This is a genomic window from uncultured Fibrella sp., assembly GCF_964250085.1.
Classification (GTDB): Bacteria; Bacteroidota; Bacteroidia; order Cytophagales; family Spirosomataceae; genus Fibrella.
In genome coordinates, this window is sequence record NZ_CAXUEC010000004.1 from 354,293 (window position 1) to 367,765 (window position 13,473).

Below are 13,473 nucleotides of genomic sequence, written 5' to 3' on the forward strand. Positions count from 1 at the left end.
TGTCCGAGTGCTACCTTTCTTCGGTCATAACCAGCGTAATACGTTCCACATAAAAACGGAAACCAGCAAAGGCAACCAGGAAGATACCCGCAATCCAGGCGCCTCCACTCCAACTGGCATACACCCATTTTCCCTGTTGATAGGCATCCATAGCGGCCAGGATCATCAAGACAAGGCCAAGCGTCATCATCAGCGCATTCACGATTGCCCGGTTATAGGCCTTTCGAAGATCGTAGGCACCGTAGGCCCGATTTCGGTTGGCAAACACGATTTCATCCAGGTCAAGCTCGTTCAATTGTTCATCCGGCACAACCAGCGTGTGTGCGTGTTTCTCGCGCAGGTAGTGAACAGGATTATGATCAGCTTCCAGTTCAACTTTATCAAGGGCGGTTTCGAACGGCAGTCCAATCCACATAAAATGGGCCACCTCCTGACTGAACAAGGGTAGCAACGAGGCGGCTTGCGAAGGCGTTGCCCCTGCCTTATACAACTGGGTACGAAGGTGATCTTCCTGAGCAGGTGTAAGTGTTTTCATGACGTTTAAAAAGAGTTTAGCAGCCATTTACTGCTTGATAACAAAACAGCCTGAATTCCATACATAAAGTACAGAAATTAGTAAGATTACTCCTGACTATACGCCAGCTTAAACTGGCTTAAATCAGGCAGACGGGGCTTTTTCCGGCTGGCTTCGTAATCGTAAATGAGGCGACCGAGATTGCCCATAAACGGAAAACCCACGGTTTCGTAGTCGTATTTGTCATCGTTGAATACGCCGTCGCTATTGCACGCAATCACCGCCGACAACATGAATTCAATGCCTTTCTCGAAGTCAACGATATAGGCATTATCGAGGATGTATCCGTAGGCATCACCCACTTTATTGAAGATCCGCACCGATTTGGGCATGGGCGATTTCTGATCACCCACCATCAGAAACTTGCAGTAACTGTCATACAGCGACGTGTCGGCCTGGTAATTGGGGTAGCGCGTTTCGCGGGGCAACTGCGACATGTACTGGTACACAAACCGGTAATCGTCGGGGGTGAGGTTGAAACGCTGTTTGGCGTCCACGGCCTCCGGGAAGAGCAACGCCCGCAACATAGCCTGCTGATCCTCAAGGGGGAAGGCATTTTTAGTCGTAAAGTCAAACGGTTGTTTCACCAGCGAATCTCCTTTGCTGGTTTGTATTTTATAGCCCGTTCCTCGCAGAACAGGCTTGGTAGCCTGCGGGGTACGTTCACAGAATTGCGGGCCAAGGCTCCTCAGTAACGTACCTGACGAACCAACAAAGCGAACCGGGTTGGTGTGGGCATTCTGAGCGGCGGTAAACGGCACCGACAACCGATGCACAATGCGCGTATTGGCGTAGCCTTTTGCCGCCAGCCGATCATTGAAGGCGCATTGCCCGATGAGTTCGTATAACCGGTTGAAGGCGTCGTTATCGCTGACCAGCAGAATCTTACGGGCATACTGCGCCACGGAAGGAAACCCGTCTTTAGCCGTAGCGTCTTTACGTACGCTTGTTTGCCCGGCGTAGGCCGAATCGGTCAGCATAGGCGAGTTGCGCGGTAGGCCAAGGGTATTCAACGTCTCCAGCGCGAGAAGAACAGCCGGAAATTTTACCGTACTGGCCGGATAGAAATACCGGTCTTTATCGACCTGATACCGGTACGTTTTGAATGACGGGCGATTGGCCGCGTCCCGATTAATCTGGGTATAAACGATTTGCACATCGTAAACCGGCGACCCGTCGGCCGCTTTTGCCGATAGTGTTTTCCCAAACAGTTCAGGCCGACTTTCGAGCAGCTCAACCAGCAGTTTGTCTGATTTCCCAAGTGTGGTCTGGGCCTGTACAACTGGCAGGGTACTACAGAAAATCAGGGCCAGCCTGGCCAGTTGCTGGAGGCGGTTCGGCCACGAAATCGAGCCAGTCGACCGGCTGATCACTTGGTCAGGTACGTTATAGAAGGCGGGCAAACTCGTTGACATGATGGGCTAATGCAATAAGATCGTCTGACTGATGAAACGCACTGATCACGATACGGGTGTTGGCTTTATCGACCGCCGTTGGGTAGGCAAAGGAATACACAAAAATGCCCTTTTCAAGCAAATACGGCGCTAATTCGTCATGGTCGGTGTAGAAAACGGGGTAGCCCGTTGCATGGCCGAACAGTCCCGTTGGCAGCAGCAGTTCTTCGGCAAGCGCTACGTTTTCAGTAAGCCGTTCATACGCGTCGATGTACAGGTTGCCCGCTTGCAGATAAGCGTAGGCGTAGGCGGGCGGCATGGGCGAACAGGCCCCGAAATAGGCCGTTTGGCGCAACGCTGCCAACGTACCTGGATCGCTGAAGATAACGCCCCCCGGCAGCCCCATTGCTTTAGCCAGCGAAGCCGTCACGATCAGGCGAACATTGGGCATGTTGTTATGTATCCATTCATCCAACTCCGAGCCAATACCACGGCCACCATCCAACACACCCAACCCGTGCGAATCATCGACAACCACCCACACAGGCCGGTCGCCGATGCTACGCAACCAGCTAAAATCATAATAAGCCGACCGGATAGCATCTACCGAATTGGTAAGCACATAAACTGGCGACGAATCGGGGGTCTGATCCAGAAAAGCCAGCATGTCGCTGGCTACCAGGGGCATTGTGTGTGGCTTGAGCAAGGGATGCCACAACGCGGGATGCGTGCCGGGCGCCTGAAAGCCCACCGCAGATGAACCCAACTCTTTCGCTAGCCAATCGACCACAATTTGCCCCGCCAGCATTCCCGATGAGACGGTCAGTGCATGCCCACATTCAGCCCAGTCTGATAGTTTCGCCTCAAATTCGTCGTAAATACGTAGCTGCAAATTACCATTTCGCGATGAACCGAATTGCAGACCGTACCGCGCCACGCCTTCGGCCAGCAATGTCTGCATGGACCGATTTTGCGCCATCCCGAGATACGACGTACCGGAGAAAAACAGGTACGTCTGCCCGTCGTGCCGGATTGTTCGATCCGGCAGATGATCGATCTGGAAAGCTGACAACGTACCTGGCATTGATAAGGACATACAGTTAATTTTTTTCGGACGCTAGTTAATCAGCGCGGCACCGGTGCCATTTGAATCGGCGAAACGTACCTGACCATAATCGAAGGTGACGCCAGTGGCCGGGTCATTGGTGATGAGCAGCGAACCGTCCATGTCTACGTAATCTAGCAAGGGAAGCAGGTGCGCAATGGCCGAAATCCCGACGCTCGACTCGGTCATGCAGCCAACCATCACGCTCAACCCTCGCTGGCGGGCTTCGGCAATCATACGGCGAGCGGGCGTTAACCCACCACATTTGGTGAGCTTGATATTGATACCGTGAAAATAGTTGGCGCACCGGGCCACGTCGGCTTCGGCGATACAACTTTCGTCGGCAATGATGGGCAGCGGACTTTCGGCGCAAAGGCGGGCCATACCGACCCAGTCACCGGCGGGCAATGGCTGCTCGATAAATTCTACGCCCAACTCAATCAGTTCGGGCGCGTAGGCCAATGTTTGTTCGGCGGTCCAGCCGCAGTTGGCATCAACCCGAAACCGAACAGGGCCACGATCGGTATCGCAATGCTGACGCAGCAGTCGAAGCAGAGCCAAGTCATCGTCGCCGCGCCCCAGCTTGATCTTGTATAACGGCCAGGGCATTTCCTGCATCTTACTCAGCATCACCGCCGGCGTATCCAGGCCAATAGTAAAATTGGTGAGCGGAATAGGCGTTGGGTCAAGGCCCCAGTGGGCATAGAGCGGTTTGCCAGCCCGTTTGGCCACCAGGTCGTGAGCGGCTTCGTCGAGCGCGCACTGAGCGAACGGATTTGTTTTTAGCGCATCGTGAACCAGTTCCCAGAGTGCCTCGGCCGAAGACCAGTCGGCCGTTTCGATCTGCGAACGTACCTGGCCAAGATCGGTGATCATCCGGTCGATCGTGATTCCGTAATAGGGGTTGGCGGTAGCCTCGCCAAACCCGCTCAACGCACCGTCGCGCAGTTCAACGATCAATGTCTGTTGCACATCGCGACTGTCATGGGCGATGGTAAATGTGTGGCGAAGGCGCAGGTCGAAGCGGTGTAGCAGCAATTCCATGCCGTCAAATTACGCAATCCGGTCTTAACTTGCCGCCTATGAACGCTTCTTACCTGATCATTGCCCTGAGCACTGCCGTACTGGTCTCGTATGGGTTCGACCTGCTGAGCAGCCGCTTCAGAACACCTCCCCTGTTGCTGTTGCTGCTCATGGGCGCGTTACTCCGCCTGCTCACCAATTCGTTGAACATTCAGGTGCCTTACGTTTCACCAACGCTGTCGACGCTGGGTACGTTGGCGCTCATTCTGGTTGTGCTGGAAGGGGGCCTCGATCTCGACATTGAGCCCGATCGCCTCGGGCTGGTTCGCCGAACGGGCCTGATGGCACTTTTGTCTATTGTACTCACCACGCTGGTACTGGCTACCATGCTTTATCTGCTGCTCGATGAATCGTACTACAAATGCCTGATCAATGCGTTGCCCTTCAGTATAGTCAGCAGTTCCATTGCCGGGCAGGCGGTACGACCGCTGTCGAACGAGAAGCGGGAGTTCATCACCTACGAAACTTCGTTCGCGGCGATCATCAGCATTATGCTATACAACTTCCTGATCGAGAGCGACATATCGGTCATCGGAGCAGCGTTTGGCTTCGTACGCGACACGCTGACAATGGGCGTTGTTTCATTGATCTGCTGCTTTGCCCTACTTTATCTGATTGGGCGCATCAACCACCCGGTCAAGTTTCTGCCCATCATTTCGGTGCTGCTGCTGGTCTATGCCATTGCCAATATCTACGAATTATCGTCGCTGTTACTGGTCTTGACTTTCGGCCTTTTTCTAAATAACAACGAGCTTTTCATTCGTGGTAGCCTGGCCCGTATGTTCAAAAGCGACCTGTTCGAGCAGGAACTCGATCAATTCAAAAACCTGACGGCCGAAGGCGCTTTCATTGTCCGCACTTTCTTCTTTCTCCTTTTCGGCTACGCCACAAACCTGACGTCGCTGATTGACACCGATGCGCTGATTGTCAGCGCCTTGTTTCTGATCGTGATTTTTGCCGTTCGATGGCCCCTCCTCCGTCTCATCTACCCCGGCGACTGGCGGCCCATCAACTGGATTGCCCCCCGCGGCCTGATCACCATCCTGCTCTACACCAATATTCCCCAAGCCCTGAAACTCACTGGCTTCCGCGAAGGAATCTTAACATTGGTAGTCATTCTAACAGCCGTGTTGATGGCCGTAGGCACCATCCGCTACAAACCAGAGTAACGCGGACTTTATCCGCACTGTGTAAGCTACAAGCTATCGTGCAGACTAAAGTCCGCGTTACTCTTTCTTCTTCGCTTCGCGTTCGGCTTTTCGTTCGGCTCGTTTCGCTTTGCGTTCGGCTTTCCGGTCAGCCCGTTTTTCTTTACGTTCCGCTTTGCGCGCGGCTCGTTTTTCCTTGAAATCTTCTTTGAAGCTCTGGAGGGCATCGGTAAACGTAATATCGTTGTCGAATTTCTGCTCGAATGCCTGCACGTACGCATTGCGCAGGACGCCAAAAATGGTTGGCCACACCGGCGTTTTGATATCATCGACAGTCCCTGTTAGCGGAACGCGAGTCGCTACCTGATCGCGTTTGCGATTCTCCAGCACTTCGGTAGCACCCTGAGCCAGCAACTCCGTGAAAAAACGACCGACGGTTCGATGCTCACCGGGCTCTTTCAGCCTGAAAATCGTCATGTCTTTCGTCAGCGGCTTCAGGTAACCATTCAGTTTACCATCATTCATGGCCATCTCGGAGAACACGCTCATCGTTCCCTTGTCGAAATCCACGTTGGCATACGGCCGGGCAATGGGATTTAACTTAACCAATTGAAGGTCAGTAAACTTCAGATTATAGTTAAAGTCAGGAACATCTTTCAACAGATACATATTGGCATCGAACCGCATGGTTCCGCCGTAGCCAGGTACGTCGCCGGTGAGCCACACAGGCGACGGTAATTTACCCGATTTCTCATCAACATTCCTGATGTTACGCAGTTCGCCGTTCACCTTTTGCAACGACAGATCGGCGTCGGCTGCCGCAAACAGCTTAACCAGATTGACCTGCCCATTGATCACGGCAAAGCGGTTGATCTGAATAGGCAACAGGTCTTTCACCACCTGTGTCCAGTCGGCACCTTGGCCGGTTTGGCGGGTACTTTCATTGGTACTAAATGAGAAATTCAGCTCCGGTTCGTAGCATTCGACCTCGCCCACCAACCGGCCTTTAAACAATGATTTCCATTCGACCGACAGATCAGAGCGGGGTATTTTGACAAATGGCTCTTTCACCTTGCCATTTACCTTCTTGATTACTAGAGCTTTAATCTGGTAAGCACCACGCAGTAGAGCGATATCGATGTCTTCGACATGACCGGTGTAATCACCCATGTCGGCGAGCGTTTTATTAACGTACCTAAGTACAAAGTAGGGAAGCAGCAGACGGGCCACAATAATAAGGACCACAACGGCGATCAGAATTTTGACAGATCGTTTCAACGTGTTGAGCGTATAATGACATGGGTTGGCTTTACCCCCAACCCCCTGAAAGGGTCCAATGCTCTGCCGGAGGCTTAGGACCCTTCAGGAGGTTGGGGGTACTTGTCTATCATAAACGCCCAGAGAGGTCTTTTGTTGAGATAAGCCAGATTGTCCTCATTGTCAAACGCCTCGCGCTCGAAACGGATAGCCCGATAGGCGCTGTAATGATCCAGGCCACGAATGCGCCAGTAGCCATACTCAGCGAAGTACCAGATATAGAACGGGATAACGCCCAGTTCGAGCTGTTGCCGCAGGTGAATGCGCTCGTGATTGATCAACTGCGCCGACGGGTTGGGTTTCCGAACCAGCACAAACGGCCAAATGGTCATACCATTAACCCACAACCAGGGAACAACTACGGTTATCAGGGGACAGTTATTGGTTAATCGTGAACAATAAAAACGTCTGTCGGCTTACTAACATAGTTGCCAGTCAGTGAATTCCGATAGGCAACGGATAATTGATAACCGTTAATCGATTAATGCTCACTACGTTACTCATCGTCTTTCTGATCGGCTACCTGCTTATTACCCTGGAAGACCTCATTCGGGTCAATAAAACGGCTACCGCGCTTATCACCGGTGTGCTTTGCTGGACAATCTATGCCCTCGCCGGGCCGGATCATCACGCCATCGGTGAGCAGTTGGGCCATCACCTGGTCGATATTGCCGGTATTCTGTTCTTCCTGCTGGGTGCCATGACAATTGTGGAGCTGATTGATGCCCACGAAGGATTCACACTCATCACCGACCGTATTGCCAGCCGAAATACCCGCACGCTGCTCTGGATCACCTGCGGCCTGTCGTTCTTTCTGTCGGCCCTGCTCGATAACCTCACCACCGCTATCGTCATGGTGTCGGTATTGCGCAAGCTCGTCCGCGACCCGGATCAGCGGCGGCTCATGGCGGGCATGACCATTGTAGCCTGCAACGCGGGGGGGGCCTGGTCGCCCATCGGCGACGTAACCACGACCATGCTCTGGATTGGCGGACAGATTACAACCCTCAACATCATCAGAACGTTGCTATTGCCCAGCCTCGTTGCCGTACTGGTTCCGTTGCTGCTCCTGACCTTTCGTTACCCGGCGGCCAGCACGGCCTTTGTCGCCTCGACCGATGAAGAAGGCGTGAGCCGGCCCTACGTGAACAAAATCGCCCGGCGCGACCGGCGGCTAATGCTGTCAATTGGGCTGGGCGGTATGCTGTTTGTTCCCATTTTCAAAACCCTGACCGGCCTGCCGCCCTACATGGGCATGATGCTGGCACTAGGCGCTATCTGGGTTGCTTCCGAAATCATTCACAGCGATAAAGATGAAGCCGAACGCGAACCGCTCACGCCCGCCTACGCCCTCCAAAACATTGACACGCCGAGCGTTTTATTCTTCCTGGGCATCCTGCTGGCCGTTGGTTCACTGGAAGCAACGGGCGGTTTGCGGGCTATGGCAACGTACCTGAACGTGACCGTTGGCAATCTGGATGTCATCGTCTTGCTAATCGGCATAGTATCGGCGGTAGTCGACAACGTACCTATCGTAGCGGCCACGATGGGTATGTACGATCTGCAAACGTACCCAGCCGACAATAAACTGTGGGAATTTCTGGCCTACTGCGCCGGAACCGGCGGGAGTATACTGCTCATCGGTTCGGCGGCGGGCGTGGCCGTTATGGGCATGGAAAAGCTCGAATTTGGCTGGTATCTCCGCAAAATAAGCTGGCTGGCCCTACTCGGTTACCTCGCCGGAGCAGCAACGTACCTGACGCTAATGGCACTGGTTGGGTAAAACTTCCTTCCCGGCAGCCTCAACCGTTCATCCACTTCTCTTCTCCTTTCGTGTAATCACTCACCCCGGCGTTACCAGATGTAACGTCGGGGTTGTATTTTTATACCCTGCCAGTTAGGCGACCCACAACTAATTAACTTAAAACTAGTACGTATGAAACGAACCTTATGGCTGCTGGCCGCTGGTGCATGCCTTTACATTCAGGCGCCGGCTCAGTCGAAGAAGGCGGTAAAAGCGTCGCCCGCCGAGGCTGCGGTCAAGGCTGGTGCCACCAACGCCGCTAAAGCATCAACGGCCGCACCGGCCAACACAGCCCGAATCAAGTTCACCGAATTTGATCTTCCGAACGGACTGCATGTCATTCTGCATCAGGACAATAGCACACCGTTGGTGGCCGTAACGATGATGTACCATGTTGGCTCGAAAAATGAACAGACAACCCGCACCGGTTTCGCTCACTTCTTCGAACACCTGCTGTTTGAAGGCTCCGACAACATCAAGCGCGGTGAGTACATGAAGATCGTGAAAGGCAATGGTGGTCAGCTTAACGCCAACACCAGCCAGGACCGGACGTTCTACTACGAGGTGATGCCATCGAACAAACTGGAACTAGGCTTGTACCTCGAATCAGAGCGGTTGCTGCACGCCAAAATTGACCAGAAAGGCGTGGAAACGCAGCGCGAGGTTGTTAAGGAGGAAAAACGCCAGCGCATTGATAACCAGCCCTACGGGTCTATTTTCACCGAAGTATTGAAGCATGCCTACACGGTTAGCCCGTATCAATGGGCACCCATCGGCTCGCTCGAACACCTGAACGCCGCCACAATCGACGAATTCCGGCAGTTCTACAAAGACTTCTACGTACCCAACAATGCCATTCTGTCCATCGCGGGCGACATTGAACCCGCACAGGCCAAAGCACTGGTAACGAAATATTTCGCCGAAATTCCAAAAGGTACGAAGGCTATTTACCGCCCAACGGTGAAGGAACCGGCTCAGACTAAAGAGGTTCGCGATACGATCTACGACAACATCACGCTGCCAGCCGTGGTGCAGGCCTACCATATTCCCGCTCAGGGTACAGCCGATTCATACGCCGTTGAGGTCTTACAGACAATTCTGGCAGGTGGCGAAAGTTCGCGCATGAACAAAGAGATTGTTGATAAGCAGCAGAAAGCCGTTCAGTCGGCCGCATTCCCGGTAGCCAACGAAGATGCAGGTCTTTTCCTGACTTACTCAATTGCCAATCAGGGCGTTAACCCGAAAGATCTGGAAGCAGCCGTGAACACGGAAATCGACCGGGTAAAGAAAGACCTCGTGACCGACGCCGAACTAACGAAGGTGAAGAACCAGATCGAAACCAACTTTGTGAGCCAGAACGCCCGCATTTTCGGTATCGCGGAGAACCTTGCCAACTACAAAATGTACTACGGCGACGCGAACCTGATCAACACAGAAATCGACCGGTACAACAAGGTCACGAAGGAAGACCTGCGCCGCGTAGCCAACCAGTACCTCCGCCCCGAAAACCGCGTAGTGCTGTATTACCTGCCCAAGGCAGCCGAAGGCAAAGACACAGGAAAAGGGAAATAAATAAGTATCAGATTTCAAGTGCGTTGGCAATCGTCCACCTTCCTGATTGACAACGCACTTGAAGTCTGAAACCTGAAACTTACTACAATGACACTCAAACATACGCTCCTGAGCCTTTCACTGCTTGGACTTTCGGCCAGCAGCTTTGCCCAGACGCTCGATCGGAGCAAATTACCGGCCGACGCCCCTGCGCCGCAAATCAAAGTCGGCAAACCTGAAACCTTCACCCTGCCCAACGGCCTGAAGGTTTTCGTGGTCGAAAATCACAAACTGCCCCGCGTGGCGGTAAACTTGGTGCTCGACCGTGAGCCACTGCTCGAAGGCGACAAAGCAGGCGTTAGCGGATTTGCGGGCCAACTGCTTCGCAATGGCACAAAAACACGTACCAAGGAGCAACTCGATGAAGAAATTGACTTTATCGGTGCCGATCTGGCTACGTCACCTACGGGGGTGTACGGCGGATCGCTGAGCAAAAACGTAAGTAAACTGTTCGAACTCATGTCAGACGTGGTGTTGAACCCAGCGTTTCCACAGGCCGAACTCGACAAGCTGAAAAAACAGGCCAAGTCAGGACTGGCGGCGCAGAAAGATAACCCGAACGCCATTGCTACCAAGGTTGCCAACATGGTGATGTTTGGCAAAAACCACCCGTACGGTGAGCAGCAGACCGAAGAAACGGTCGATAAAGTGACGCTTGCCGACGTGCAGTCGTATTACACGACCTATTTCCGGCCAAACATCGGCTATCTGGCCGTTGTTGGCGACATCACGGCGGCTCAGGCTAAAACCTTGGTTGAGAAGGCGTTCGGTAGCTGGCAGCGCGCCGACGTACCTAAACCAACGTACCCAGCCCCCGCGCCAATCGGCAAAACTAAAATAGCCCTTGTCGACCGCCCTTCATCGGTTCAGTCGGTGGTGAGCGTGGTGTATCCGGTAGCCCTGAAGCCTTATTCGCAGGAAACGATTCTGGCCAATGTGATGAACGATATCCTGGGTGGCTCGGAAGCCCGCCTGTTCAACAACCTGCGCGAGAAACATGGCTATACCTACGGCGCCTACTCAAACCTGTCGGGCGACCGGCTGATTGGTCGGTTCCGGGCGGGTGCCAGCGTTCGTAACGCCGTGACCGACAGCTCGGTGGCCGAGATCATGAACGAGTTGAAAGCCATCAGCACCACACCCGTATCGGCGGCGGAGTTGAAGCAGACCAAGAACGCCTTCGGTGGCAACTTCATCTTCACGCTCGAAGACCCGCAAACGGTAGCCAATTTTGCCATCAACACGGCCCGCTACAACCTGCCCGCCGACTTTTTCACGAATTACCTGAAGTATGTCGATGCCATCACCGAAGCGGATGTGGCCACGGCAGGCAAGCAGTTTATCCGGCCCGACAATGCAATCATCGTGGTGGTGGGTAAAGCCAGCGAAATTGCCGACAAGCTGAAGCGATTCGGCGACATTGAGTATTTCGATACGAAAGGCAATCCGGTAGCGGCCCCGCAGGCAACCATAGCCGTGCCTGTCGGCATGAACGCTCAGCAGGTGATCGACAAGTACATCACCGCTATCGGCGGGAAAGATGCACTGATGAAAATTCAGGACATGAGCATGCAGATGAGCACGGAAGTTCAGGGGACCCCCGTTAAGATGAGCCGCCTCGACAAAGCGCCTAATAAATCGGTGATGGCGGTAACGGTGATGGGCAACGAAATGATGAAAATGGTTAGTGATGGCCAGCAGGCAGCTCGCACCGTGCGGGGTAGCAAAACGGCCCTGACGGGGAAAGAAGCCGATCAGCAGCTAGTTCAGGACGGCCTGTTTGCTGAATTGTATTATACAGCCAACAAGGTAACGAGTACGCTGGATGGTGCTGATAAAGTAGACGGTAAGGACACCTTCAAGGTGAAAAACACTACCGCCAACGGCTACACCTGGACTGACTTCTTTGATGCGTCTACTGGCTTGAAAGTACAGACCATGTCGATGCAGAAAGGCCCTCAGGGTGAAGTAGCCCAGATCGTTAGCTACGGCGATTACAAGGCCGTAAACGGCGTCATGATTCCCTACCAGATCAAGCAGCCGATGGGTCCGATGACCCTGACGCTTTCAGTGGATAAGGTAGAAGTTAATAAAGGCCTGAAAGATGCTGATTTTAGCGTAAACTAGCCTAAAAAGAGTAAAAACACAGAGCCACAGAGAACACAGAGACATACCTCTGTGTTCTCTGTGGCTCTGTGTTTACATTCGCTTATGAAGTCACTTCTACTCCTCCTTCTCTCCTTCGCTTCTTTTGCTCAGACAGCGCCCGTACGCGATACATTACTCACAGCCCGCACCCGAACGGCACTGACCAATTTGTATTACGGCACCGGCACCGATCGTCTCGGCGGTGCTAAACGCGAAACCCTCGACTCGGGTGTTGTGCTGCATGTTACCGGAATAACTGACAAGTTATATCGCGTGCAACTGGCGCCAAACCAGACTGCCTACGTACCCAGCGAACAGGTCCGGGCCGACTCCATACCAAAGCCACTAACCGACAGCACTAACGTACCTGGCCCCCGTCCAACTGCTACCCCACCCACCCTACTGACTGGTAACTGGACCGTTTCGGGTGATAGCTTATACGATTACATCGCCATTCGCCTACCCGAACGGTTGCCCTATCAGAGCCGTCAGGAAGTAGCCCCGGACCGGATCATACTGGACATTTTCGGGGCGGCCATCAACACTAACTGGATTACGCAACTCCGTACCGTACAAACCGTGGAGCGCGTCTGGTTCGAGCAGGTGGCCGATGAGCATATTCGCGTTTTTGTGGCCCTGCGAACTCCTAAACGAGGTCCGGCACATTGGGGTTATTCCTTGTATTACCAGAAAACGACCCTGATGCTCCGCCTCCGCCGCCCGCCCCTTGGCCGACACCTGCACGGCATGACCATTGCGGTCGATGCGGGGCATGGCGGCAGCAATACCGGCGCAAAAGGCGAAAAAACCGGGCAACTGGAAAAGAACCTGACACTCGACGTGGCCCAACGCCTGGCAACGTACCTGGAGCGGGCTGGTGCACGAGTCGTTATGCTGCGCACAACGGACACCACGCTTGGCACGACCGACCGAATCATGGCCATGCGTAAACTGATGCCTAATCTGCTGGTTAGCGTACACTTCAACTCGTCAGGAAACGCAAATGTGCGCGGAGTTAGTACCTACTATAAACACCTCGGCTTCCGACCGTGGAGTCAGGGCGTATTGGCCGAGTTGTTGAAGCGCCTGCCCGTATCGGAATTCGGTAACGTGGGGCATTTCAACTTCTTTTTCAATAGCCCCACCGACTACCCGAACCTGCTGGTCGAAGGCCCATTTCTGAGCAATGCCGCCGACGAAGCACTGATCACCAACCCTGCTTTCCGCGACCGAATGGCCAAATCGATTGCCAAAGGGTTACGACGTATGCGTTGATTGCCTGCACGTTT

The 13,473-nt window shown here is 53.6% G+C and carries 11 protein-coding genes; 5 read left to right on the forward strand and 6 right to left on the reverse strand.

Features of this window, described 5'->3' with window-relative positions; genetic code table 11:
- Positions 1 to 10: 10 nt before the first annotated feature.
- The 4 genes from ACFE8Q_RS15040 to ACFE8Q_RS15055 form a co-directional block, all read right to left on the reverse strand.
- The gene (locus tag ACFE8Q_RS15040; protein WP_375446228.1) at positions 11 to 535 is read right to left on the reverse strand and encodes a hypothetical protein; all 525 of its coding nucleotides are present in this window, start codon (positions 533 to 535) and stop codon (positions 11 to 13) included.
- An 86-nt stretch (positions 536 to 621) separates the two neighbouring features.
- Positions 622 to 1,989 (reverse strand): serine hydrolase, encoded by a 1,368-nt coding sequence (locus ACFE8Q_RS15045; RefSeq protein ID WP_375446229.1) that lies wholly within the window; start codon positions 1,987 to 1,989, stop codon positions 622 to 624.
- Positions 1,961 to 3,064 carry an aminotransferase class I/II-fold pyridoxal phosphate-dependent enzyme gene (locus ACFE8Q_RS15050; protein ID WP_375446230.1) on the reverse strand — a complete coding sequence of 368 codons (1,104 nt, stop codon included), beginning with the start codon at positions 3,062 to 3,064 and terminating at the stop codon, positions 1,961 to 1,963. The genes ACFE8Q_RS15045 and ACFE8Q_RS15050 overlap by 29 nt, the downstream gene beginning before the upstream one ends.
- Positions 3,065 to 3,085: 21 nt before the next feature.
- Positions 3,086 to 4,117 carry a dipeptide epimerase gene (locus ACFE8Q_RS15055; RefSeq protein WP_375446231.1) on the reverse strand — a complete coding sequence of 344 codons (1,032 nt, stop codon included), beginning with the start codon at positions 4,115 to 4,117 and terminating at the stop codon, positions 3,086 to 3,088.
- Positions 4,118 to 4,155: 38 nt separating this feature from the next.
- Here ACFE8Q_RS15055 and ACFE8Q_RS15060 point away from each other — a divergent pair, with 38 nt between their 5' ends.
- Positions 4,156 to 5,325 (forward strand): sodium:proton exchanger, encoded by a 1,170-nt coding sequence (locus tag ACFE8Q_RS15060; RefSeq protein WP_375446232.1) that lies wholly within the window; start codon positions 4,156 to 4,158, stop codon positions 5,323 to 5,325.
- A gap of 57 nt (positions 5,326 to 5,382) precedes the next feature.
- Here the strand turns inward: ACFE8Q_RS15060 and ACFE8Q_RS15065 are convergent, their stop codons facing one another.
- Both ACFE8Q_RS15065 and ACFE8Q_RS15070 read right to left on the reverse strand, forming a co-directional pair.
- Entirely contained in the window at positions 5,383 to 6,582 is a 1,200-nt protein-coding gene (locus ACFE8Q_RS15065; RefSeq protein WP_375446233.1) for a DUF748 domain-containing protein, read from the reverse strand.
- A 74-nt stretch (positions 6,583 to 6,656) separates the two neighbouring features.
- Positions 6,657 to 6,953 carry a hypothetical protein gene (locus ACFE8Q_RS15070; protein WP_375446234.1) on the reverse strand — a complete coding sequence of 99 codons (297 nt, stop codon included), beginning with the start codon at positions 6,951 to 6,953 and terminating at the stop codon, positions 6,657 to 6,659.
- Positions 6,954 to 7,105: 152 nt separating this feature from the next.
- Here ACFE8Q_RS15070 and nhaD point away from each other — a divergent pair, with 152 nt between their 5' ends.
- The 4 genes from nhaD (at position 7,106) to ACFE8Q_RS15090 (ending at position 13,459) form a co-directional block, all read left to right on the forward strand.
- Positions 7,106 to 8,404 carry a sodium:proton antiporter NhaD gene (nhaD, locus tag ACFE8Q_RS15075; protein WP_375446235.1) on the forward strand — a complete coding sequence of 433 codons (1,299 nt, stop codon included), beginning with the start codon at positions 7,106 to 7,108 and terminating at the stop codon, positions 8,402 to 8,404.
- Positions 8,405 to 8,557: 153 nt separating this feature from the next.
- Entirely contained in the window at positions 8,558 to 9,997 is a 1,440-nt protein-coding gene (locus tag ACFE8Q_RS15080) for a M16 family metallopeptidase (RefSeq protein WP_375446236.1), read from the forward strand.
- Between the two features lie 87 nt (positions 9,998 to 10,084).
- Complete coding sequence (locus ACFE8Q_RS15085; RefSeq protein WP_375446237.1) at positions 10,085 to 12,163, forward strand: insulinase family protein; 2,079 nt, start codon at positions 10,085 to 10,087, stop codon at positions 12,161 to 12,163.
- Positions 12,164 to 12,247: 84 nt separating this feature from the next.
- Positions 12,248 to 13,459, forward strand: a complete 1,212-nt coding sequence (locus ACFE8Q_RS15090; RefSeq protein ID WP_375446238.1) for an N-acetylmuramoyl-L-alanine amidase — start codon at positions 12,248 to 12,250, stop codon at positions 13,457 to 13,459.
- Positions 13,460 to 13,473: the final 14 nt, after the last annotated feature.

What these genes read in the sequence shown, in the direction of transcription:
- ACFE8Q_RS15040 (WP_375446228.1), bottom strand. Translation starts at nt 535, where the DNA reads ATGAAAACACTTACACCTGCTCAGGAAGATCACCTTCGTACCCAGTTG.
- ACFE8Q_RS15045 (WP_375446229.1), bottom strand. Translation starts at nt 1,989, where the DNA reads ATGTCAACGAGTTTGCCCGCCTTCTATAACGTACCTGACCAAGTGATC.
- ACFE8Q_RS15050 (WP_375446230.1), bottom strand. Translation starts at nt 3,064, where the DNA reads ATGTCCTTATCAATGCCAGGTACGTTGTCAGCTTTCCAGATCGATCAT.
- ACFE8Q_RS15055 (WP_375446231.1), bottom strand. Translation starts at nt 4,117, where the DNA reads ATGGAATTGCTGCTACACCGCTTCGACCTGCGCCTTCGCCACACATTT.
- ACFE8Q_RS15060 (WP_375446232.1), top strand. Translation starts at nt 4,156, where the DNA reads ATGAACGCTTCTTACCTGATCATTGCCCTGAGCACTGCCGTACTGGTC.
- ACFE8Q_RS15070 (WP_375446234.1), bottom strand. Translation starts at nt 6,953, where the DNA reads ATGACCATTTGGCCGTTTGTGCTGGTTCGGAAACCCAACCCGTCGGCG.
- nhaD (WP_375446235.1), top strand. Translation starts at nt 7,106, where the DNA reads ATGCTCACTACGTTACTCATCGTCTTTCTGATCGGCTACCTGCTTATT.
- ACFE8Q_RS15080 (WP_375446236.1), top strand. Translation starts at nt 8,558, where the DNA reads ATGAAACGAACCTTATGGCTGCTGGCCGCTGGTGCATGCCTTTACATT.
- ACFE8Q_RS15085 (WP_375446237.1), top strand. Translation starts at nt 10,085, where the DNA reads ATGACACTCAAACATACGCTCCTGAGCCTTTCACTGCTTGGACTTTCG.
- ACFE8Q_RS15090 (WP_375446238.1), top strand. Translation starts at nt 12,248, where the DNA reads ATGAAGTCACTTCTACTCCTCCTTCTCTCCTTCGCTTCTTTTGCTCAG.